The sequence below is a fragment of the Caldicellulosiruptoraceae bacterium PP1 genome (assembly GCA_041320695.1).
Lineage (GTDB): Bacteria > Bacillota > Thermoanaerobacteria > Caldicellulosiruptorales > Caldicellulosiruptoraceae > JBGGOQ01.
Genome location: JBGGOQ010000001.1, coordinates 593,939 through 618,369 on the forward strand (window position 1 = coordinate 593,939; position 24,431 = coordinate 618,369).

The 24,431-nt window shown below is 27.4% G+C and carries 24 protein-coding genes, 1 pseudogene and 1 riboswitch; of the genes and pseudogenes, 1 reads left to right on the top strand and 24 read right to left on the bottom strand.

What is annotated here, in order from left to right:
- Positions 1–6 precede the first annotated feature (6 nt).
- From ACAG39_03085 to ACAG39_03170, 18 genes and pseudogenes are all read right to left on the bottom strand, one after another.
- Complete coding sequence (locus ACAG39_03085; GenBank protein MEZ0536220.1) at positions 7–3,360, bottom strand: DUF5057 domain-containing protein; 3,354 nt, start codon at positions 3,358–3,360, stop codon at positions 7–9.
- A 21-nt stretch (positions 3,361–3,381) separates the two neighbouring features.
- Positions 3,382–5,967, bottom strand: coding sequence for a hypothetical protein (locus ACAG39_03090; GenBank protein ID MEZ0536221.1), 2,586 nt, complete (start codon positions 5,965–5,967; stop codon positions 3,382–3,384).
- On the bottom strand, positions 5,968–6,762 hold the full coding sequence (locus tag ACAG39_03095; protein MEZ0536222.1) for a prepilin-type N-terminal cleavage/methylation domain-containing protein: 795 nt from the start codon (positions 6,760–6,762) through the stop codon (positions 5,968–5,970).
- Positions 6,746–8,008, bottom strand: coding sequence for a hypothetical protein (locus tag ACAG39_03100; GenBank protein MEZ0536223.1), 1,263 nt, complete (start codon positions 8,006–8,008; stop codon positions 6,746–6,748). Before ACAG39_03100 ends, ACAG39_03095 begins: the two co-directional genes overlap by 17 nt.
- 5 nt (positions 8,009–8,013) lie before the next feature.
- Positions 8,014–8,553, bottom strand: a complete 540-nt coding sequence (locus ACAG39_03105; protein ID MEZ0536224.1) for a PilN domain-containing protein — start codon at positions 8,551–8,553, stop codon at positions 8,014–8,016.
- Positions 8,554–8,575: 22 nt separating this feature from the next.
- Positions 8,576–9,544 carry a pilus assembly protein PilM gene (pilM, locus tag ACAG39_03110; protein ID MEZ0536225.1) on the bottom strand — a complete coding sequence of 323 codons (969 nt, stop codon included), beginning with the start codon at positions 9,542–9,544 and terminating at the stop codon, positions 8,576–8,578.
- A gap of 21 nt (positions 9,545–9,565) precedes the next feature.
- Complete coding sequence (locus ACAG39_03115; protein ID MEZ0536226.1) at positions 9,566–10,069, bottom strand: prepilin-type N-terminal cleavage/methylation domain-containing protein; 504 nt, start codon at positions 10,067–10,069, stop codon at positions 9,566–9,568.
- Positions 10,066–10,638 (bottom strand): prepilin-type N-terminal cleavage/methylation domain-containing protein, encoded by a 573-nt coding sequence (locus ACAG39_03120; protein MEZ0536227.1) that lies wholly within the window; start codon positions 10,636–10,638, stop codon positions 10,066–10,068. The genes ACAG39_03115 and ACAG39_03120 overlap by 4 nt, the downstream gene beginning before the upstream one ends.
- A gap of 9 nt (positions 10,639–10,647) precedes the next feature.
- Entirely contained in the window at positions 10,648–10,920 is a 273-nt protein-coding gene (locus tag ACAG39_03125; GenBank protein MEZ0536228.1) for a late competence development ComFB family protein, read from the bottom strand.
- A gap of 20 nt (positions 10,921–10,940) precedes the next feature.
- On the bottom strand, positions 10,941–11,381 hold the full coding sequence (locus ACAG39_03130; protein MEZ0536229.1) for a prepilin peptidase: 441 nt from the start codon (positions 11,379–11,381) through the stop codon (positions 10,941–10,943).
- A 60-nt stretch (positions 11,382–11,441) separates the two neighbouring features.
- Positions 11,442–11,699, bottom strand: a pseudogene (locus tag ACAG39_03135) (A24 family peptidase).
- Between the two features lies 1 nt (position 11,700).
- Positions 11,701–12,144: a prepilin-type N-terminal cleavage/methylation domain-containing protein gene (locus tag ACAG39_03140; protein MEZ0536230.1), complete on the bottom strand. Its 444-nt coding sequence runs from the start codon at positions 12,142–12,144 to the stop codon at positions 11,701–11,703.
- A gap of 21 nt (positions 12,145–12,165) precedes the next feature.
- Positions 12,166–12,609 (bottom strand): prepilin-type N-terminal cleavage/methylation domain-containing protein, encoded by a 444-nt coding sequence (locus ACAG39_03145; GenBank protein MEZ0536231.1) that lies wholly within the window; start codon positions 12,607–12,609, stop codon positions 12,166–12,168.
- A gap of 5 nt (positions 12,610–12,614) precedes the next feature.
- Complete coding sequence (locus tag ACAG39_03150) at positions 12,615–13,823, bottom strand: type II secretion system F family protein (protein MEZ0536232.1); 1,209 nt, start codon at positions 13,821–13,823, stop codon at positions 12,615–12,617.
- 21 nt (positions 13,824–13,844) lie between these two features.
- On the bottom strand, positions 13,845–14,903 hold the full coding sequence (locus ACAG39_03155; protein MEZ0536233.1) for a type IV pilus twitching motility protein PilT: 1,059 nt from the start codon (positions 14,901–14,903) through the stop codon (positions 13,845–13,847).
- Between the two features lie 24 nt (positions 14,904–14,927).
- A complete protein-coding gene (locus ACAG39_03160) occupies positions 14,928–16,622 on the bottom strand; it encodes a GspE/PulE family protein (GenBank protein MEZ0536234.1) in 1,695 nt (564 codons plus the stop codon).
- Between the two features lie 18 nt (positions 16,623–16,640).
- The gene (gene aroE, locus ACAG39_03165) at positions 16,641–17,477 is read right to left on the bottom strand and encodes a shikimate dehydrogenase (GenBank protein MEZ0536235.1); all 837 of its coding nucleotides are present in this window, start codon (positions 17,475–17,477) and stop codon (positions 16,641–16,643) included.
- Positions 17,474–17,983: a YqeG family HAD IIIA-type phosphatase gene (locus tag ACAG39_03170; GenBank protein ID MEZ0536236.1), complete on the bottom strand. Its 510-nt coding sequence runs from the start codon at positions 17,981–17,983 to the stop codon at positions 17,474–17,476. The genes aroE and ACAG39_03170 overlap by 4 nt, the downstream gene beginning before the upstream one ends.
- A 108-nt stretch (positions 17,984–18,091) precedes the next feature.
- Between ACAG39_03170 and ACAG39_03175 the strand changes: the two genes are divergently transcribed.
- On the top strand, positions 18,092–19,000 hold the full coding sequence (locus tag ACAG39_03175) for a hypothetical protein (GenBank protein ID MEZ0536237.1): 909 nt from the start codon (positions 18,092–18,094) through the stop codon (positions 18,998–19,000).
- A gap of 11 nt (positions 19,001–19,011) precedes the next feature.
- On the opposite strand, the gene ACAG39_03180 is transcribed toward ACAG39_03175, so the two are convergent.
- The 6 genes from ACAG39_03180 to ACAG39_03205 form a co-directional block, all read right to left on the bottom strand.
- On the bottom strand, positions 19,012–19,974 hold the full coding sequence (locus ACAG39_03180) for an NlpC/P60 family protein (protein MEZ0536238.1): 963 nt from the start codon (positions 19,972–19,974) through the stop codon (positions 19,012–19,014).
- A 2-nt stretch (positions 19,975–19,976) separates the two neighbouring features.
- A riboswitch (cyclic di-AMP (ydaO/yuaA leader) is annotated at positions 19,977–20,118 on the bottom strand.
- 88 nt (positions 20,119–20,206) lie between these two features.
- Positions 20,207–20,848, bottom strand: a complete 642-nt coding sequence (locus ACAG39_03185) for a lactate utilization protein (GenBank protein ID MEZ0536239.1) — start codon at positions 20,846–20,848, stop codon at positions 20,207–20,209.
- Position 20,849: 1 nt separating this feature from the next.
- Positions 20,850–22,061 (bottom strand): ABC transporter ATP-binding protein, encoded by a 1,212-nt coding sequence (locus ACAG39_03190; protein ID MEZ0536240.1) that lies wholly within the window; start codon positions 22,059–22,061, stop codon positions 20,850–20,852.
- Positions 22,058–23,068, bottom strand: a complete 1,011-nt coding sequence (locus ACAG39_03195) for a FecCD family ABC transporter permease (protein ID MEZ0536241.1) — start codon at positions 23,066–23,068, stop codon at positions 22,058–22,060. The genes ACAG39_03190 and ACAG39_03195 overlap by 4 nt, the downstream gene beginning before the upstream one ends.
- Before the next feature lie 17 nt (positions 23,069–23,085).
- Entirely contained in the window at positions 23,086–24,033 is a 948-nt protein-coding gene (locus ACAG39_03200; GenBank protein ID MEZ0536242.1) for an ABC transporter substrate-binding protein, read from the bottom strand.
- 64 nt (positions 24,034–24,097) lie between these two features.
- The gene (locus tag ACAG39_03205; protein ID MEZ0536243.1) at positions 24,098–24,418 is read right to left on the bottom strand and encodes a glycine cleavage system protein H; all 321 of its coding nucleotides are present in this window, start codon (positions 24,416–24,418) and stop codon (positions 24,098–24,100) included.
- Between the last annotated feature and the right edge of the window lie 13 nt (positions 24,419–24,431).

A 24,431-nucleotide genomic window follows, 5' to 3' on the forward strand; every position in this document is an offset into this window, starting at 1 on the left:
CTTTAATTATCTAAGTATCATTTTCTTAACTGGTATATTTAATATTATGTTACTTGGTATTTGGTATTGTAGCCCGCTATATGAACCGTAATTATAGATTATACCGTCACCAGCATTCAATTTTACAATAAGGTTTTCTTTATCTTTGGCATCAGTTTTTATTTTTAAAGTAAATTTAACAGTTGATGTTCCACTCGGTAAATTAGATATAATTAGGTCAAATGAATTTGCTGTTTTATTAGCAAAAGATATATTACTATTTGTTGTTGTCACATAAATTACTCCATTTTCTTTATAAAAATATGAATTTGTAGTATTTACAACATCAATAGGAATAATAACTTGTGTTAAATTAGCAATTGCATTTATTGTTAAAGAAATCGAAATGGTTGAGTTATTTGTATTAATTGTATTTCTATTTGAAAGTAAATTAACACTCGAAATATGTGTTCCAACAGATATATTATATAATACATTAGAATAATTACCAGCTCTATCCCAACCTGTTATAGAAATTCTATAATTTCCAGATTGAATATCACTTGATGGTGTAAATGAAAAGTTTCCGCTACTTAAAGGTTGCGATGCTATATCAATATATGTCCCTTGTACGGGATCATATTTCTGAAGTATTATAGAACCTCTTACTTCTGGATCATTATCTGTTAATTGTCCTTTAAAAGTTGGTCTATAAGAATAAACAATATTATTACCTGAGAGATTTACATTAAATTCTGGATTTGTTCTTACATTATCATAAATTGTTAAATTGTCAATAATTGGTGAATGTAAATCTATATATAAATCTCCTGTTTCTATTGGTGATTGAATTGATTCAAGCCCAGTTTCTGTAGCAGGATATTTCTGGTATACTTCTACCTTATATGGTTTATTAAAATCGATAGTTTCAGATAAATTGTTTGTGATAACTTTTTCAAAGCTACCAGCTGATGAAAGTGCTAATAAATTATTATTGTTGTTAACAACATTACCATTATTATCTTTTATTGTTATATAAACTCTAAAGTTATTATTGTAATCACTACTTTCCCCCACATTTGAACCACTAATTTTAGGAGTTCCAGTATTTTGAAAAATATTATAATTCAATGTTGGTTTTGTTAATATTCTTTGATTGACAATTTTAATTGGAATTTCAACTTCAGTAAAAGCATTATCTGAATCAATAACTTTAAATTTGATGGTTTTGTTTAAGTTATCAACCGATTGATTATAATATATATTGTTTATTGAATCATTAATTTCTGAACCACTATTTAAATTTGTAAATGTTTTTAGAAGTTGATAATTGTTATTAATATCTTTCATATAAACTTCAACCTTTAATGCACCTGCATCTGAAATATCATAATCAAGTGGCACAAAACTTATATCAATTGTTCTAATTTTATTTGATATTGTATATGGATTTGTTGCATTATTTTCTGGTTTAATTATATTAATATCTGGTTTATGGTTTACTGCAAGATAAGCTTTGATTACTGTATTTACAAACATTTTAAGCTCATCTGTTTTATTTGCAATTTCGTTAGGTGCATGCCCAGTTCCTGAAAATGTTATATTTTTTGTTGAATATGTGTAGTAATAATAAGCTGAATTTGTATCGTCTTTATTTGAACTAACATCAAGATTATACCATGGAATTACATCTTCATCTTCTAAATTTAGAGTATAATACATATCATGTGTTGTTCCAACATCAATTGAATCGTTAAGTTTGTAAGGATATTCATTTATTACACCTGAGTTTATTTTATTAACTTTTGTTGATGAAGTAAATGTTCCTCCACCGGTAACTCCACCTAACCCAGATAAAACTCTATAATAGGTATATCTCATATATTCTGTTGAAAATCCCTGTCCTGGAGTTCCATTATTGTTAGGGATATAAGGTGGATTAGTATACTTATAAATGTCATTAGATATCAGTTTATTGTAGTCATCTTGATTTTTAAAAGCTTGCCCAACTTCATTTACAAAATATCTTGATAAATTCAATGGAAAGTTTGAATTAGTATCCTGAACATACCAAATTGTATCATGTGTTAACATCAATCCTAAGCCTCTTGAATAATAATCCCATATTTGCTTCATTGCATCAGAGTTTGTTATATCTCCACCTGCATAACAATCATTAAAACCAAAGATAATCATGTCAAAATATTTTGATAGTTCTCTATATTTAGGATAATTACCATCATTTCTATTTTTATTCGTTGTAAAAGAACTCTGAAAATCAGATGAATAAGTAGGTATTACAGATAAATTAAAATAACCTGGATTTTTACCAAGTGGGTGCCCATCTACAATTGTATTCTCAAATTTAGTTTTTAGGTTTAATGAGCTTAATGCACTTTGAGTTGGGGCAATTTGTAATACATTTGCATTAATTTCTATACCTTTATATTTAACTTTTCCATAAAAAACTCTTTTAATCTTTGTTTCATTATAATTTGAATCTAATGCTACAAGCTCTAATTTCCAATAAATAGGTGCACTATACACTAATGGCATAGTAAAAGTAACATTAGATAATGTATTATAATTATTTAGTGGTTGAACACTTTTCAATTCATCTGACTTAAATAAGCCATCCCTATTTAAATCAATATATAACTTAGCTGTATAGTTATTGGAATTATTATTTGGATTTTTAACATTAAAAGAAAAAGTTAGTGTATCCCCTGCTTTGTATTCTATATCTTCATTTGGTTTTTGAAAGTTATTAACTATCAACTTTTTGTTTGAACTTTGATATCTATTATATATTTGGCTTATAAATTTATCATAATCAAACGAGTCAATATTAGTTCTTTTACTGGTGGGCACTAAGCTATTAAAGTTTGAATATAAATTAGTATCTGTTTTGCTAAATGCAGCTACATCAAATATAACTGCTTGATTTGAGTTGAGCATATCCTTAATTGGTTTAGCTCTTAAATTAGTAATATCATTATATCTTCGAGGAATAACAGTTGTACTATTATTTGCACCATTTGGGTTATTGCTATCACTCGAACCAGATACTAAACCATAATTTCCTTTCCCAAAATAAACAATATCATATTCACCATTGACATCATTTCTCATTGAGTTAAATTGATTTAATGTTATTGAAGTAACATTTATATTAGGGAATAAGGATTTATTATTATTAATAAAAGTTTTTAATGCAGGTGTGTCTTTGAAATCAGGTATAATTTCAAGAATATTTATGTTATCATTTATAACCTGATTAGAATTACCTCCACCATAAACCAATTTATTTGTTAATAAAAATGTGATAATAATTCCTATTATTAGTAATGGCACTAAAAAAAATAATTTTTTGTTTTTCATTTATAACACCTCAAACTCATTTTACTTTATTAATTGTCTGCGATAAATAACTTTTATGTTTGATTTTGTTACCTTCTCTGGTGATGTCAAAAATGGTATTTCAATCATATTGTTAAAATCTACTCCTTTAATAAAGAAATTATAAAGTTGGCCTAATTTTTTCAAAACGTTACTATCTAAGCTGTAATAATTCATTAGCTCACCTGATTTTTGTTTGTTGTAATTAATTTCAATATCACCATTTCCGCTAAAAATTATATCACCTCCTGCAATAATATTTCCGTATAATTTTACCGTCCCGCTTAAGGAATTTTTAATGTTAATATTTTTTTTGCTCACTAATAATACTGAGTAATCATTTAGACCATTTAATAATCCTTGATAACTACCTATGTCTATATCAATATCATTTTTACTAATAATTATTAATTTTTTTAATGTTGTGTCAAAAATTGTTAATGTATCTGAGCTAAGTGCATTAAAATCAACAAAATCATTTAACTCAAAATCAACTTGATTAGGGTCATTTGTTATATTACCTTTACCTCTTAAATTTAGTTTGTCTATTAAAGCTTTTTTTATTGGAAATATTAAATTATTTTTTAAATTGTTAATAAAGGTAGCATTGATATTAGAACTTAAGTCTACAAATTTATCACCTAGTTTAGTTTTAATATAATTTAGGTTAGGTATATATATATTCCTTGACAAATAAATCTTTCCATTTGCATTAAATAAAAAATTAAAATAACTTGTATTATATATATCGTTTGGATCTACTGATATATTACCACCCCCAACCGAAATATTGTCGCCATAATTATATTCCATATCGTAATTATCGGCATCAATACTATGAGCAGCCAAATAATGTAGAACAAAACTTGTTGCATTATCTGGTCCAGCTTCTTTAATATCATATAAGCTTATGTTATCATCAGTCCCTGAAGCATTATCTCTAATTTTATAATTAGTATAATAAGACGCATTGAATATCGAATTTGTATCATTATCTGTAAAACCTAAGTTGTTTAATTCAGTACTATTAACTCCTTTAAAATATTGATAAATTAAAAAATTGGGAAGAAGTGAAGAACTTTCAGCTGTTCTGAACAGTTTATTGTTATGATCATTAACATTATCAACAAATGCTACACCAAATAAAACAACATTTCGAGCAATGTTTAGTTGAGCAGTATCTTCATTTATAACAATTGATGGTGATGAGTTATAATTTGTATCACTTTGGGCATCTTCAAAGCCAATTAAAGATCCACCTATATCAATTTTACTATTTTTAGCATACATAGAAAGATTATCAGCAATATATGCATTACCGCCAATGTTAATGATTGAATTTTGTGATGTTTCTTCAGTTACAATACTATGGCAATAAACATTATTTGTAACTGTAATTGTAGAATTATTTGCAATAGTTCTTATAAAACCACCTAAAATAGAATATCTAATCCAATCCTCAGAACTACTAGGATAAGTAATAATTGGATATCCTAAATATATATTCCCATCAATATATATATTTCCACTAACTGTTGATGTTGAGCTTATGATATTATTTAGATAATTTTGAGAATTTGCATCTATCTTATTATTATCAGCATAATTAAGATTATCAATTGTATTTTGATCTAAGCCTACAATAAGACCCCCAAATTTATCAGATGAATATTGGCTATCAACATTATTATAAGTAGATTTAGCTAAAATATCGCCTTTAATTATTAATTTTTTCCCACCATTTGCAACAAATATATTTCTACCACTATATAATGTATAATCTAATATCCCATTAAATCCCCTTTTAATACTTTTTTGTGAAAAAACTAAGTTTTGATCTTTAAAAGGAAGTATATTGATTTTACTAATTAATGCTCTTTTTGTTTTATCACTTAAATTAATAACTTGTACTTCTAAATTAATATCAATTGGATCAATTGAACCAAAATGATAATCAATATTTGAAGGTGAATTTGATAAATTTGTATATGAAATTTGAATATTAGGTATGTTAAATTCAATATTGTCTAAAAAATCTTTAAGATCATTCCATGAATCTATTGAAATATTATTAGTGTTATAAACAACTTCAAATACAGGTGAATCTGATTGATTATTAAAAAACTTTTTAATATAGTTTTTGTATTCTTTAACAAAAGCATCTCTAATTCTATTTGCGTACCATGATTGTATATTAGATAAGGCTTGGTCATATTGTTGTTGTGTATAAATGCCATCATGTAAGTAACTATCATATGCTACAGTTTGTGTTAAATAATAGTTATAAATACCTTTAGGTGTATATAAATCATTAATATCACCATTATTAGTGTTTAATGCTCCACTTGGCGTAAAAAAATAGTCATTAGTTTTTTTTCTTGCATCTTCAGCCATTTGGTCTAAATAAAATATTATACGTTCTAAAACACTTTCTGTATCATAATAAGCTTTATTCTTGCTATAATAGCTATTACTTTGCCTTATCGATGAAACAGTAAGCTCAATAATACCAGCAGATAATGTAAATAAAACAGCCATAAATATAATTATTATTATCAATGAAGAACCTTTATAGGTAGTTCTTTTCATCTATTTCACCCTATTCGAATAATAAAATGTAGCCTGCTTCAACATATTGTTTTTATTATCTTTTATTGATAAATCAATCTTTTTAATAAATTCACTCTCATTATTTATGGTTTGTATATCTCTTTTGTCAAATGAGATAAAAGGAGACAATGCAGCAATTTTTATATTTTGCCCAATTCCGCTATTATACCAAAATTGGAACATAGTATCTGTAAGATTATCTGAAAAATCATAAACACCATCTAGTAATAATACTAATTTTGTTGTTGAAGTATTTGATATTAAGTAGCCTCCTAATTTAGAATTTGAAACAGTAAAAGAAATATCTGCAATGTTATTATCATCTTTATAAATGTAATATGTTGCTATTTTATTTGATGAATTATATACAATTTTAACCTTTATTTTATTAATTTGAGTAGTTGACAAATTAATATTATAAGAGCTTGAACCAGATAATATTTCAGCAGTATTATTATTTATATTTATTGTAAAATCAACTTCACTATTTTGAATACCTCTGATATCCGTTTGCCTGTAGTTTGGATCAATATTATATTCTAGTTTATATTTACCACCATAATAATCTATTGACCCACTTCCAGTAATATTTTCATAAATAACTTTCTCCACTGCATTATTCAATACTTGAGCAACTTCAATATTTATCTGTGCTTTAACATTTGCTTGAATACTTTGCTTAATAATAATCCCAATTGGAATAATCAATATTGCAAATATCGCAACAGAAATCATAACCTCAACTAAAGTAAAGCCATTATATTTTTTCGACATATATACCACTTCCATCAAGTTGAGTTCGAACTCTAGGCTTTTTAATATCGTCATCTTTAATATATACTTTTACTGTTTTGTCACTTTGATTATGTATATTTACAATCACTATGTTGTTATCTTTTTCATATCTTCTACTAGTTGAGTATATTGCAATAATAATATCCCTTCCAATAGGATTAAACTTTTCAAAATTATTTTTAGGATACTGTGATTTTCCGGTTTTATATTGATACAAATAATTACCTTTATTACCTTTTATATATAAATGTATATTCTCTGATAATTTGTTAGCTCCAAATATTGAAACACTACCTGTTTTCTCTATAACCACATTAGTTGTTGGTGATTCTATTGTTGAAACCGAAATGGTAAAATCAGCATTTTTTATATTAATATTATTTTTATTATCTTGTGATTGAGAAGGAATATTATTATTGCTATTATTTTTATTAGTGTTACTATTTTTATCAGGTAGTATAACAATTGCCGAATTGCCATTATTATCTAATTGTTGTTTGCCATTTGATTGTAAATTATTATTAGTAGGCAACTGATTATTACCTTGGCTAATAGCATTGTTCTTACTTGTATTATTATCAGTAGCATTTAATTTGGGGATATTTTTGCTTGAAAATAAATCGCCTTTACCTGTTTTTATATCAAAATCATACCATTTTCTTGTAGGTGCCAATTCATCAATAAATCCAAAAAACTTTAAATTAAAATTAGCCATAACTTTATTCTGTACATTGTTAATATTAATAGAATCAATTGCATATAAAGGAGTAAAATCTTTTTGGGAAGCTAATAATTTTTTAAAATCATAATAGCTTATAGTCCAATTTTGTTGCATTGAAAAATAATATACCTGATTAATTCCAGGTAATTCAGGTAAATCTAAAAATTGTTTTTGAGATAATGTGATATTTTGTAATGTATTATTGTATTGTTTTGCTAATCTTTTTATATCCAAAACAGTAAATTTTTCATCTTGATTGGGTGGTAAATATGAACTTAACCTATTATAATCATTTTCGATAGTCTTTATTTTATCTTTGTTTGCATTATATATTGCTAATCTTTGTATTATTTCATCATATCTATTTTTAAGATTAGTATTTTCCTTAGATACTAAATCAATCTTTTCAGAAAATGGTAAATAGAAAAAATTGTAAAATAAGAACCCTATAATTATCATAAATAATACTAACAATAATTTTTTGTCTCTTTCAGATAAACTCAATAAAATCACTTCCCCACAATGTCTGCTGAAATAATTGATGTATATATACTATTACTTGAATTTATAGTATTAAAAGAAATATTACTAAAATACCCACTATTTTGCATATTATATACAAACTGTGTCACTGTTTCATATGAATCCCCACTAATATTACATGTTACTTTGTTTAATTCTAAATTAACATTATTATACACTATCTTTGATGGAGCAATATTTTCTAAAATATCAAGAGTTTTTAGATATCTTTGATGTTGAATTATTATATAATCTAATATTGTTTGCTTTTGGTTTAGTAAGTTTTTCTTTTTAGTAAATATTTCAACTTGTGCAAGTTGTTGCTGCTTAACATTAATTTCATTATTTAATCTTTTATTATCATTTATTATCATATTATATTTGGTTACATTTGTTGAAAAAATAAAAACTAATATCAATATTTCTAAAATAAATAATAACACAAAAACTCTTGTACCTTTTGATTGTGGTTTTGATGAAAGAATATACGCTTCATATAAGTTTATATCTTTTAGCTTATTTGCCAAATTTATCGCTCCCTTGTCAACATTATAAGATACCGCTAAAACATATTGAATAAGAAAAAAGATCTGATTTATTTAAAATTACTCTGTTTTCAATCAATTGTATATCTGTTAATAGTTCTATTTGTGTATTTATCTTAGAATTTAGCATTGAGCTTATATCAAAGTGTTGGCATACTTCTCCTGTTAAATAAATCTTAGAAATATCTTTTGGGTTTTGTTCTCTTGATTTATAAAATTCATAAAATTTAACTATATTTTCTACAATTTCATTTATGACATACATAAACATATTTTCAATGCTTAAACCATAATCGTTACCTTCCTTAAACATCCTCTCAAGATCATAGTTTGGAAATGTCTTAGCTATAATAATATTTTGATCTTCTGCTATAACTGTTGTAATAAAATAACGCATTAAATTGACAATAAGATATAAAGAATTTTTTTCTTCTTTTCTTATTTCTCTTTCATGATATACAAGTTTAGTAAGTGAATTTGCTTCTATATCAATTTTATTTATCTTTAAATTAAGATCACTAAATGCTTCTATTATTCCTTCTATTATACTTTTAGGTACTGCAACCAAAAGTATCTTTTGTTTCTTTTGTTTATTATCAATAAATTTTGTAATCTGTTTATAATCAATTAGATAGTTATCCATATTAACTGGAAAATATTGTCTTGATTCAAACTGAATTAAAGAATGTGTTTTCTCTTTTGGTAAATCAGGAATAACTAATTCACGGATTAACATATTAGGAAGTCCAGAAATAATAATATTTATTCCCCTTCTGTTAAAATTATTTGAAAAATAAAATTTTTCCATAACATCAATTAATAGTTTTTTATCAACCCGTATATCATCTATAAAAATTGGATCTTCTAAATTATGTTCAGAATATTTGCTAATAAATAACTTTTTATTTGAATAGCTACCTTGACAAACTTTAATAATACTTCGTCCTAGTTCAATAGATACAACTTGACTCATGTAATAAAACTCCTTTGGCAATTAGTCGTTTCTGATATTATGAAAAACTTCGTAAGTTTTTTTTATATTATTCATTTTATAATTAACAATTATCTTTATGTTAATATAACTACCGCTTTGAAAATCTACTTGCATATCATCAATATATCCATCAAGATACTTGTTAGAGATAGAACCATTCCAAATGGTAATAGAAGATGTATTAGGATAAAACATTATTTTTATATCAGTTGTTGAGGGCTGATAAATTGTAAACTGCACCTTTTTATAATTAATGCTATTGTCTAACACATTTCTAAATTCATTATATTGTATCGTATTCTGATCAGCCATTTGTAACCATTGATTTATATTATCAATTAATGTTTTAGCTTGGCTATCAATATTTGTTTTCTTTGACTCTCTAGATATTATCTTAAAGTTACTATTAAAAAAAGAATAAACTGCTGTCAATATTATAATAAGAATTGCACTAGCTATAATTATCTCAATTAATGTAAATGCTTTATAATTTATCTTTTTCATTTAATCTCTACTCTCCCAGGACTAGCAATTGGCATAATAAGAGTTTTTTTCTTATCTGAATAAGCTAATTCTATTTTTATATCTTTATTACTATAATAGTTTATTTTTGATGTTAAAGATGTACTAATAATACTTGTAACATCATTAAAAGCATTATTGGCAAATGTTCCATATAAAATACCATATTTTGTATATGTCAAATAGATTACTTTATAATTAGAAGTAGGTAAAAGTTGAGTATCATTTTCATATATTTTAATAACTAAATTATTAACATCAAAGGTTTTTACAACCTTTTTTGTCCCATCAGTAAAATCTATAAAATTTATTTGCTGAACCTTGTTGTTGTTAACAATAATTTCTATATAATAACCATCTGATAAAAGTGCTTGATTTGTTTTATCATAAGTTTCACGTAGTAATGATGCTAAAATATTAATAGCTCTATCAACTTCAGCTTTTTTTTTCATTGAGATAATATTTGGGATAGCAATACCAAGTAAAATTGCAATAATTGATATTACTATTGCCATCTCAGTTAAAGTAAATGCTTTATTTTTTTGCTTCATTATTATCCCTCATTTTGTTGTATGTTTGGGGTTCTGTTTTACTATAAATGCAGCAGCTGCAATACTTGCAATAATATCAATCTCAAATTGCTCCTTTAATGATTCAATCCTTGTGTAAAGCTCTCCTTCTTCAGTAACAACATATTTTGGAGGAAGTCTATTGAGCGAAAGTGCTAAAATATCATTTTTACATTTTTCGCATTTACAAACATCTATATCTTTTAATACTTTATCTAATAGACTAATAACTGCATCTTCCATATAATTTTTAACATTATACATAAAGTGTAACACCTCTAATCTTAGTATGTAATTAAACCTAAATACCAATTAATAATAGCATCACCATACAAAAATGTTAAATATGCAGCAATTGAAATCATAGGACCAAATGGTATTTGTGATTTTAATTTCTTTTTATTTATTAATAAAACAATAATTATTGAAATTAATCCGCCTATTACAAATGCCAAAAAATTAAATAGTATAGCTTTAGGTATATTAAAATTTAAACCTAAAGAAAAGGAAAGTAAAACATCCCCAAACCCCATAGCTTTCTCTTTTGATATGAAAAAGATTAAAAAAATGATTAAAGCAGATATAATTCCATTAACAAAAATTCTATAAAATACATTGAATCCATTTTGTGATATATAAAAAATAATATTCAAAATAATTAGAATAAGTATTGAAATATTTGAAATTTCAAATGTATCTATATCTACAAAAGAGATATATATCATAATAAGACCTATTAAGTAAACTACAAAAAATTGAATTGATATATTATATTTTAAAAAACTTAATAATCCACATATAGCTGATAATAGTTCAACAATAGGATATCTTATTGATATCCTATTGTTACAGTATCTGCACTTACCTTTTAAAATAATAAAGCTTAAAACAGGTATTAAATCATAAGGCTTTATTCTATTTTTACAATTTGGACAGTGAGAGGGGGGGAAGACAATTGATTCCCCCCGTGGAATCCTATAGATACAAACATTGAGGAAACTGCCAAGGATTAGCGAAATAGATATAACCAATATAATAAACATATTATTTATAGTTATTTAAATCAGGTGTTGGATAGAGTTCTACTCCATTTGTGCCAAAACTTCCTTGATAAACACCAATGAAAACAGTTTGAGTACTACTGTCATACTTATATGCAAACTTTGTATTGTTTTGTAATTTAGGCACTGGAACCCCACCTGTAATATATTGATCAAGCCCTGATGTAATTGGTACATTGTTTTCTATTGCAACCCAATTCGATTGATTAGTTAATGAGTTTCCTTCAGCAACCCATTGTTGTATTGCAGTAGCAATTGCTTTTGCATTTGCAATATCTGCATTTATTTTTGATTTATTGATTTGTTTCATTACTTGTGGAACTGCAATTGCAATTAATACAGCAATAATTGCTAATACAACAACCATTTCAATTAATGTAAAACCTTTATTCTTTTGATTTACTTGTTTTACCATCCATTTCATCATAATAAAAAACCTCCTTATATTTTATTTATAATTATTTAAATCACCATCTGGATAAAGTAAATATTTATTTGTCTCATCACCTGCATAAATTTTAAAAACTCCATCAGTATCAATTTTGTAATAAAAACTATAATTTTTATTAAACTTTGGTTTTGGCAGCCCCCCAGTAATAAATTGGCCAAGATTAAAATTAGTAAAACCAGTAACATTGTCACTATCAATCATATGCCAATCATTATCTGTAATTACACTGTTTAGTTCTTGACCATTTTCATAACTCCACTGATAAAATGCATAAGCAATTAATTTTGCATTTGCATAATCAGCTTTTTTTTGAGCACTTCTTAACGCCTTTAATATTTGCGGAGTAGAAATTGCCATAATTATTGCAATTATTGCAATAACTACAACCATTTCAACCAAAGTAAAACCATTACTTGATGAATTTTTCTTAATCTTTATCACCTGCCTTAACCGACGTTCCCATATAGCTTAAACATCGGCATAATTATTGAGGCAAGCAAAAATCCAACTAACAATGCCAAAAATACTATCATTACTGGTTCAAACATTGCAGTAAGTCTTGTAACTTGATTTTCTACTTCGTTTTCATAATAGTCTGCTGCACGCTCTAACATATACTCAAGCCTTCCTGTTTCCTCACCTGTCCTTATCATTGTTGTAACAAGTTGAGGAAAAACTTTCATTTCTTCAATTGGGTAGCTTAATCCTTCACCCCCTTTTACCTTTTCAATTACCCCATCAAACGCTTTTTCAATATACGCATTAGAGATAACCTTTTTTGTTGTATCTAAAGCCGTTATTAATGGAACACCTGAGTTTATCAAAGTTCCAAGTGTTCTTGTAAAGCGGCTTGTTATCTGACCTAAAATAACACCTTTTATTATTGGAATTTTTAATTTTATCCTACCTATTAAAATAGCCCCATTTGGAGATTTTTTAAATAACTTATACATAAAAACAATAATAATTATTAAAGCTAATATATAATACCAATTATTTTGCATAAACTTGCTTGCACTAATTACAAACTTAGTTGTAGCAGGAAGGTCAACCTGTAGTTCAGAAAATAATCCTATAAATGTTGGTATAACAAAAATCATCAATACATTTAAAACACCAATGGCAACTAAGATAACAATAGCTGGATACATTAATGCATTTGTTATTTTCTGCTTTAGTTTCATTTCCTTTTCAAAATGCTGTGCCATTTTATCCATGGCTCTATCTATTGAACCACTAACTTCACCGGCTTCAATCATGTTTATTAAGATCTGAGGAAAAATTTCAGAGTGTTCTCTCATTGCATTTGATAGCGAAGTTCCTTTTTCCACCTTTTTATATATATCATCTAATATTTTTCCTAAGTTTCTAGATTTGTATTGGTGCCTTAATACATCAAGACAGTTTAAAATGGTGATACCTGCCATTAACATTGTAGCAAATTGTCTACAAAGCATTGCTAGATCCTTTGTTGAAGCCTTTTGTGTAAATGAAAGTTTAAATTCTTTTTGTAATGCACTTTTCTCTTTAATGTCTAAAACATAAATATCTTTTGATTTTAATGTTCTTAATGCATTTGTTAAGTCTTCAGCAATTATTGATGCTTGATATGTTTTCCCATTTGCATCAAGGGCTTTATAAACATATTCAGCCATTTACACTCAAGCTCCTTCTTATTAATATAAAAGCATTTTTGACATTGATTCTTGATCATTTGCATATAGGTAGCAATCTTCTCGTGTAATAAGACCTCTCTTATATAGATCAATTAATGATTGTTCCATAGTAATCATACCATTTTTGGTGTTAGTCTGTATTATAGATTGAACTTGATAGGTTTTTGATTCCCTAATTAAGTTCCTAACAGCAGGATTTGCTATCATAATCTCTGTTGCAACTACCCTACCTTTTCCCCCTCTAATAGTTAACAATTGCTGTGATACCACTGCGTTAAGTACTGTTGAAAGTTGAACTCTTACCTGTTGTTGTTGATGAGGCGGGAAAACATCAATTATTCTATCTATTGTTTTTGCAGCTCCTATTGTATGTAAAGTTGAAAAAACTAAATGTCCTGTTTCAGCGGCTGTCAATGCAATTGATATTGTTTCTAAATCCCTCATCTCACCTACAAGAATAACATCAGGATCTTCTCTTAATGCAGACCTTAAAGCTGCCGCAAAACTTATTGAGTCTGATCCTATCTCTCTTTGATTTACAACACTTTGCTTATGTCTATGAAGATATTCTATAGGATCTTCAAGCGTAATAATATGAAGGTTTCTTTCTTCGTTTATAATATCTATAATAGAAGCTAAAGTTGTTGACTTTCCACTACCAGTTGGCCCTGTTACTAAAACAAGCCCTTTATTATATTTTGTAAATTCTTTTATAACTGTGGGCAGCCCAAGACTTTCGAATTTTGGTATCTCTTGAGCAATTACCCTAAAAGCAATTGCAATACTTCCTCTTTGCTTAAATGCATTTACCCTAAATCTACTTAATCCTTTGACACTATAAGAAAAATCTACTTCTCCTAATTCAAGTAATTTTTTATAAAGAAAATCTGAGGTAATAGCCTTTGCAAAGTTTTGAATAGTATCTGGCAGTAACTTTTCTTCACCAATTCGTACCAAGTTACCATTTATTCTATATATAGGTGGAGATCCGGCAGTAAGGTGAATATCAGAAGCATTCTTAAAAAATGCATCCTTCAAGATTTCATCAATATCAAGCATCAATACTCCCCCAAACTTTCCCTTCTATTCAAGCGAATATGTTACTCTATAAAATTCCTCAATACTTGTAGTTCCATCTAAAACTCTTTGAGCACAAGCCTCTTTTAATGTTATCATACCCTCATGCATTGCAATATCTTTTATTTCATCACTACCAACATTTTTAACAATTATTTTCTTTAAATCTTTTGTTATTGTTAGTATTTCATAAATTCCTGTTCTACCATAATATCCTTTATTATTACAAAATGGACATCCTCTGCCCCTATATAGTTTTATACCCTGCAAATTATCAATACCCAATGCTTCAGTTTCTGAAACATCTGGTGTATATTCTTCTTTACAGTTAGGACAAATTCTCCTAATTAATCTTTGTGATATAACACCAACAAGTGAAGAACTGATTAAAAAACTTTCTATACCCATGTCAATAAGTCTTGATACTGCACTAGGTGCATCGTTTGTATGAATTGTGGATAAAACTAAATGTCCAGTTATTGCGGCTCTAACAGCAATATCAGCAGTTTCTTTATCTCTAATCTCACCAATCATGATAATATCTGGATCTTGCCTTAATATAGATCTTAATGCTGAAGCAAAAGTAAGTCCAGCTTTTGCATTAACTTCAACTTGGTTTACTCCATATATTGTACTTTCAACAGGATCTTCTACAGTTATTATATTTTTTGTCCCATTATTTAACTCATTTAATACAGTGTATAATGTTGTTGTTTTTCCTGAGCCTGTAGGACCACAAACCAAAATTATTCCATGGGGAGATGTTATTATTTTATTATATTTATTTAAATCATCATCTGTAAAACCAAGTTCCAATTTACTTTTAACAAATGCAGACTTATCGGCAATTCTTATAACAATCTTCTCACCATATACTGTTGGCAAAGAAGATAAACGCATATCATAAGGTTTATCTGCAAAAATGAATGTTGTTCTTCCATCTTGAGGTATTCTTCTTTCTGCAATATCCATGTTCCCAATTACTTTTATTCGAGCTGTCAAAGATGGCAATGAATTAATATCTATCTGAAGAATATCATATAAGACACCATCAATTCTAAATCTTACTTTTATCTCATTTTCAAACGGCTCTATATGTATATCACTTGCTCTTGATGATATTGCTTGCTCAAAAATAGAATTTACAAGCTTAACAACAGGGCCTTCTGGCTCATCATCTGAAGTAATAACTGTATTCTTAAGACGTAGATTTTGTTGCTTGGTTGTTTCTTTCTTAAGTTCTTCAACAGCTTTAAGAGTTTCTTGTTTTCCATAAAATTTTTCAATTTCTCTTTTTATATCAGCAGCTTTTGCAATAACAGGTTGAACATTTTTCCCTGTATATATATTAACGTCCTCTATTGCAAAAATATTTAGCGGATCAGCCATTGCTATATAAATTTTATCATCTTCAACTTTCACCGGAATCAATGTATGCCTTCTTGCAATATTTTCTGAAACCAGATTAACTATTTCTGGATCTAAATGATATTGTTCTAATTTTATATGAGGGATACCAAGTTGAAACTCAAGAACTTCAACAATCTCATCTTCTGTTACAATTCCTTGGTCGACTAAAATTTCACCTAATTTTTTCCCAGTAGATTTTTGTAGAGATAAAGCCTTTTGAAGTTGTTCATTTGTAATAAGCCCTGCGTCTACTAATATTTCTCCTAATTTTTTCTTTCCACCTACTACCAATATTATCCCTCATTTCAATTATACACTTTTATATAAATATATTTTAGCATATTCAAAGGCTTGATTCATCACATTATCTGGAATTGAGATATTTAGCCAATATTTATAGCTTTCTGCTGCTTGATATATTAACATATGAAGACCATTTAAATAGTCAATATTCATTTCTTTTGCTAACTTAATTAACTTGGTTTCATAAGGGTTATAAATAGCATCGAATACAAATTGAACATTGTTCGGAATACTATCTAATGGCGAAATATCAATAAATTCTCCCATACCTATTGGAGTTGTATTAATTATTATATCAATAGGTTTTTTATAAAAATTATGCCATTTAATTGGTTCAATGTCAATAAAATTTTTGTATATTTCGACAAATTTTAAGGCGTTTTCATACGTTCTATTGGTTAATATTACTTTTTTTACTTTTAATTTATGAAGTGCATATATTATCGATCTTGATGCTCCTCCAGCACCTATTAATAATATAGTTTTATTTATAAAATCAATATTCTTATGCTCAATTCCTTTTATAAATCCTATCCAATCAGTATTTTCTGCAACAAGTTTATTGTCTTTTTTATAGACACAATTTGAAGCACCAATTATACTTACATCTTCTGAAATCTCATTAACAAAATTTAATATATTCTCCTTATATGGTATTGTAATATTAAACCCAAGTGATTCTTCATCTATTTTAAATTTTTGAATAAAGTCAGCAATCAAGCTTTCATCAGCTATTTCCAAATTTGAATATGTGGCGTTGATATTTAGTTTATTATAAAAATAGCTATGAATTAATGGAGAAATTGAATGTTTTAGGCTTTTTCCTAATAAATAAAACTTCATTTACTACCATCCTTCAAATAATGTTTAATTATCTTTTTTTCTAATATCCTATTAATCTTTGTAACAATAAACTCTTTTTCTTTTAATGGTCTAACTAATATAGCATAAAAACCAATTCTTTTTGCTCCAATGACATCAGTAAAGAATTGATCTCCAATTACTGCTACTTTTTCTTTATTGTTTAGACCATTTAGAAGTTTAGCTGCTTTCAAAAAACCTCTCTTTAAAGGTTTTGTTGCTGAATAAATTGCTGGAACATTAAGTAATTTTTCTATTTTTTGGACTCTATCTTTCTTGTTATTAGAAACTAAGCAAACTTTAAATCCTTCTTTTAACAAATTCTCAATCCATTCAAAAGTCCTTTTTGTAATATCATATTCACCCCATGGAACTATTGTATTATCAATATCGATAATTAGATATTTAATTCCATTCTTTTTGAGCCTTTCAATGTCAATATCAAAAATTGTATTACAAATGATATCTGGCTTAAATCTGTCTTTCAAACACATCTCTCCTTAAAGGTAATATTTGCAAGTATACTTTAATAGAATTATAATTAAATTATACAAAAATAATAAAAATGCACAATATAATTATTTGGAGGGTTTATTATGATCGAAATAAAAAAAACAGAGTACTTAGGTTTTGAAAACTCTTACCTTTTATCAAATGGCAATATTGATGTTATTGTAACAACCGACATTGGTCCTAGGATATTGTATCTTGGTTTTAAAGGAGGAAAAAATCAGTTTTGTATTTTCCCTGATCATATAGGGAGAAAAAACCAAAATGAATTTTTACTCTATGGCGGTACAAGATTATGGCATAGCCCAGAAGATATAATAAGAACTTATTATCCTGATAGTAAACCAATTGATTTTGAAATTATAAATAATGGTATAATTTTAAAACAGCCTGTTGAAGAAACTACAAAGTTACAAAAAACCATTGAAGTTTGTTTAGATGAAAATCAAGATATGGTATATATTAATTATAAAATAAAGAATCTTGGACTATTTGAAGTTAAATTTTCTAACTGGGCTTTATCAGTCATGGCTGCAGGTGGTGTGGAAATTTTACCTATCCCTAAGTTTGAAGTTGGATTACTTCCTTCTTATCAAATAGTTTATTGGCCATATACTAAGCTAAATGATAAAAGAGTAACTTGGGGAGAGGATTTTATAATATTAAGACAAGATAGCTCATGTGATGGTCCTTTCAAAATAGGATATCCAAACTTTGATGGTTGGGCAAGTTACTTAAATGATGGAGTATTATTTACAAAATATTATAAACATATTGATGGTGCTGAATATCCCGATTTTGGCTGTTCTTTTGAAACATATACAAACAATCTTATGCTTGAAGTTGAAACATTAAGTCCTTTATATTCAGTAAAACCAAATGAAGAAGTATCCCATAAAGAAGTATGGGAATTATCAAAGGTTGATGGTACTATTTCTGATGAAGAATCAGTAAAAAAATATGTTCTTCCACATATTAAAAAAGGAGTGCTTTAAAGCACTCCTTTTTATCTTAATACTCTTTTTGCCATCATAAATGCAGTTCCAATTTTTGAGGTTAAGTTTGATATTGAAACCTGACCTCTTGCACTTGAGGCATGAATATATTCTCCACCACCAATATAAATACCTACATGATTAATGTAATTTCGCCCACCATCTGTATCAAAAAATACTAAATCACCCGGTTGCAATTCAGAATACGAAATTTTTATTCCATTGCTATAAGCCATACTTGCTGCTGTTCTTTCTAAATTTATCCCAAAATTTCGATAAACAAATTGAACAAATCCAGAACAGTCAAATCCAGTTATTGGTGATTCACCACCATATCTGTATCTTACACCTAGATATTTTTTGGCAAATTCAATAACATTATAAGCTTTATTCATAGAGGAACGATCTAAAAGACTTCTTGAAGTTTTTGTTATATTTGTTCTTGTAGTATTAGTAGAAACTAAAATCTTTGAAGTATTATTTTCTTTTACTAAATAATATGCTATGTATCCAATAACACCATCTTTTGTTTTTACTTTAAGCCAACCATTTGCATCTTTTGATATTATGGTTAATTTTTCACCTAAAGTTAGGCTTTTTAAAATGGTTGAATTAGTTGACTTATCTTTTCTTAGTCTTGCATTGTTTTTTATTACTGTCGCATTATATGAAAAATTTTCATTAGTATTTTTTGTGATTTTACTTGTTGTAATCTTATTCTTTAGTTGAATGTAATCTTCTTTAACAAAACCTACTTTGCCTTCGAATGATATCTTTACATATCCGTTTTGTCTTCCTAAAACTGATGCTGTAAAACCTTTTGGAAATACTCCAATGACTTTTGCATTTGAGTTAGCTGAAGATCTTATGTTTATTGTAGACTTAGCTTCAGCTTGTTGTGATGCATAAATAATTGATGAGATCATTAGTAAAGCAAATAAAACTGTGGTAAATAAAAATACTTTTGTTTTCATAAAAAAACTCCCTTCTTTGGCTTACGGGATTAGCTGACGGGTTCGGGCAAGAAGGCATAAAACCCTACGATAAACTCGATTCACCCCATTAATTGGTTCTCCCGCTTTGCTTCTTTGCAATAGCAAATTCAGCCTTTTTTATTTTTGAACAATAAATATTCTATAATAAATATTATATTACGTCAACCTTTTTTTACAATAATGTTACAAGAAAATTTCACCATTGTAATGTTTAAAAACCTAACTCTTCTTTAACAACAATTACTTTTATTCTACCTTTTTCAGAATGTCTTCTAGTTACTACTATATGACTGCAAATACAATCATCACTTAGGCAATCATGGCACTGACCATCAACAACACAAGGTGTTTTTTTTGATAGTCGTTTGCAATTTGTTGGTGAGGCAATATTCCTAACTCTTAGTATACCTTGTTCTTCATTCTGGACAAGCTTATTTATTCCAACAATTACAATAACATTTTTAGGCCCATATAAAAGAGCAGCAAGCCTATTACCTGCTCCATCTATATTAATTAGCTTTCCATCTAAAGTAATTGCATTTGAACTCATAAAAAAGTAATCTGTAAAAAATGCCTTTCTATGAATATCTGCAATTTCATTCGGACTTAAACCTTCTTTATATCTATCATAAAAAACATACTTACCATTTCGCAAAAAATCAATTAGTCCTATTTCAAAAAGTGACATGGATCCCCCTACTGCAACTGTTGAACCTTCTTTAACAATATCTTTTATTAAATCAATTACTTCTTCTTTTTTATCAATTATGAAACAGTCAAAATTTCTTTTCTCAAGGTTATTTTTTAGAGTATTTAAATTTGTCTCAATCCACCATTTCTTATTTTGATTCATCTTAAAGCCCCCCCTGAAATATTTTGTATAAATACTCAATATCTTCTGATTTATATTTTAATTCATTGTATATTTTTGTTGCAATACCGTTTGTATAATCTCTAAGACCGATGGGTGTTTCCTCAATAATATATAATTTTTTTGCGTACTTTAAAGATTCTAAATTTTTCAGATTTTGAAAGCCTATTGGTATATTCATTAAAGCACAAAAATCAGCCTTTTTTATTAATTCAACATTTTCCATATATTCTTCATTGCTAATTTCTGTAAAAGGTTTTGACTTAACTGCATATATGCCCAAGATATTACACAACAAATAGTCTGAATCATTTGTTGCCAAAACGCCACTAGTTACCTCAAAACCACATTCTAATAATTTTTTATAAATCTTTGATCCCTCTCCACCACCTGCAACAACATGAACGTGCCCATTAATATTCTGTAAATTATTATTAATAATTTCATAGTCAAATAACCCAAAATGATTTTTAAACACTATAGCATTTATGCCATATACTTTATATATATTTTCAGATGTAAACACATCATTAGGTTTGCCAACTTTAATTACCTCTCCGTTTTTTAATAAAATTATTTCATCACAGTATTTCGCAGCAAGTTTTATATTATGGATTGCTGCAATTATAATTTTATCCTTTTCTTTTAATTTTTTAATGATATTGAACATATTTTCTTGATGAACAAGATCTAGACTTGAATTGGGTTCGTCCAAAAGAATTATTTGAGTATCTTGATTTAATACTCTTGCAAAGTTTGTTCTTTGTTTTTCCCCACCAGAGACCTCTAAAATTGAATCATCTTTTTTATCAAACATATCTACTAATTTTAAATTTTCCTCAGTTAATCTAATTGAATCTTTAGAATCTCGAAATTGATTTTTTTCGTAAGGGTATCTACCTGTCAAAACAATATCAATAACTTTAAATGGAAAATTAATAAGAATGGATTGCGACATATAAGATATTAATTTTGATCTCTCTTTTTCATTTATATTAAGAATATTTTTATTATCTATTAGAATTTCACCTGATAAGATATTTAGAATACCCGCAATAGTTTTAATAAGTGTTGACTTACCACAACCATTAGGACCAACAATCCCATAAATCTTTCCTTTTTTAAACTCCATATTAATATTCTTAATTATCGGTTTTGTGTAACCTGAGCTTAAATTTACTAATTTCAATGTCATAATGAATATTCAGCCCCTCTTGATTTTAGAAGATATAAAAAGTATGGAACGCCAACAATTGATGTAACAATCCCTACCTTTACTTCAATAGGTGAGAATAGCATTCTTGCAATACTGTCACAGATAATCAAAAATATGCCTCCACCAATGACAGATGACGGTATTAGTTTTCTATAATCTGGACCTACAATTATTCTCATTATGTGTGGTACAATAAGACCTACAAAACTAATAGTCCCACTTACAGATACAGCTATTCCTGTAATTAGTGAGGTTAATAATAATAGTAATTTTTTCAGTAACTCTGGATTGACTCCAAGTGTATATGCTTCGTCTTCACCTAAAACCAATATATTAATTTTTTTGGAAAATAAAATTGATATTAATAATATTATTAATATTGGCAAAAAGCTTATTTTTACATGCCACCAAGACCTACCATCAAGTCCACCCAACATCCAAAAAATATATTCATTTACTTGATATTGATTTATGTTTGAAAGAATAATAGACGAAATTGAACTTAATAATGTTGAAATTGAAAGTCCTATTAATATTAAATGAAGAATGGGGGTTTTGCCTCTTTTTGTTGATAATAAATAAACAATTATTGAAGATAGCAAACCTCCTATGAAGGATAATAATGGTAAAAAATATATGTTTATAAGATTTAACCCTAATGCAATCGAAGTTATAGCTCCAAGACTTGCACCACTTGAAATTCCTATTATGCCAGGTTCGGCCATAGGATTTCTAAATATTCCTTGTATTATGGTGCCAGCTAATGATAAGGCCATTCCAACAGTCATTGCAACAATAATTCTTGGAAGCCTTATCTGAGTAACTATTGTCAAAACTTCATCAGAAACTCCATCAATTTTAAATCCTATAAATGCAAGTATTGCCTTTAAAACATGAAGGGGGGGAATAAAAACACTTCCCACCCCAATTGCTATTATAAACACAACAATTAAAAGCGAAATTAGTATAGAAAACTTAAGTCTCAATCTCCATTCACTCCAAGTTAATTTTTAAATCTTTCAGGATATGCAGTTTTTGCTAAATCATATATACCTTCAACAATATACTGTGACACAGATTGTATATGCTTGTCGTCAAGAATATATACTGAATTATTCTTAACTGCTTTTAAGTTCTTAAAAGCTGAATCTTTCTTAAATTTATCTAAAAATTGTTGAGTAGTCTCTTTTGGATTATATGAAGCTGAAGGAAGAATAATTATATCAGGGTCCCAATCAATAATATCTTCACGTGAAATATTCGGCCATCCTTTTAAGCCTGCTACTGAAGCTATATTTACAACGCCTGCATATTTAGCAATTTCTTGTTGTGTAGTTCCTTTGGCATATGTTGTTCCAAAATAATAAGTATAAAATAATGCAAACTTTTTCTTGCGAATATTCTTAACCTTGCTTTGAACAAAGTTTATTTTATCATCCATATATTTTATTATATTCTTACCTTTTGCTTGCTCTCCAACTAATTTTGAAATATTTGTTATCTCATCTTTTATTGATTTAATAGAATTTGGATTTAAGCTTACATAAACAGGACATTTTACGCTCTTTTTTAGAAGATCATATTTTGCCTTATCTATATAATATGGAACTATGATAAGATCAGGTTTAGTAGCAATAATTTTTTCAATATCATTACTACTAAATCTTGCTTTTACATTCTTTGCTAAATTAACAACATTAGAATTATTTTTATCATCAGCAAAAACAGATAAACCAGCAATCCTTGTTGGAGAAACAAGGTTTAGAAGTATTTCATCTGTTTGCAAAGATAATGATATTATTTTGTTTGGTTGGCTATTTATGGTAATAGACTGACCTTTAAAATCTTTCACAGTTACTGGAAAATCAGCAGCATATGTATATAAAGGAATCAAAGCAAGTATAAAGCAGAATAACAAGAGAATAGAAATGATTTTTTTCTTTTGAAACATTTTATTACAACCCCTTTACATATAATGGCATTTTTATTATTAATACACTTTAGGATAGATTATATCATATTAGTGATTTTGTGTCTATAATTAATATCTCAATTTCCTCAGGATAAATATTAATTAGCGAGGGATCAGACTCAAGTTTATAGTTGTATTTCATTATATAGCCACTATAAGGGGAATTTAGAAAATATTCATTATTTATGGTTTCAATTCTAGCAATTCTGTCACCTTCTTGAACATATCCGTTCTTTTTCATGTATTCAAATATTATTATATCCCCTATTTTATTCTCAAACTCTTTAGTTATACCAATTGCCGCTAATGATCCATCTTTTTCTATCCATAAATTTTCTTTGCATATTCTTTCATTATAATACATGATATCATCTCCA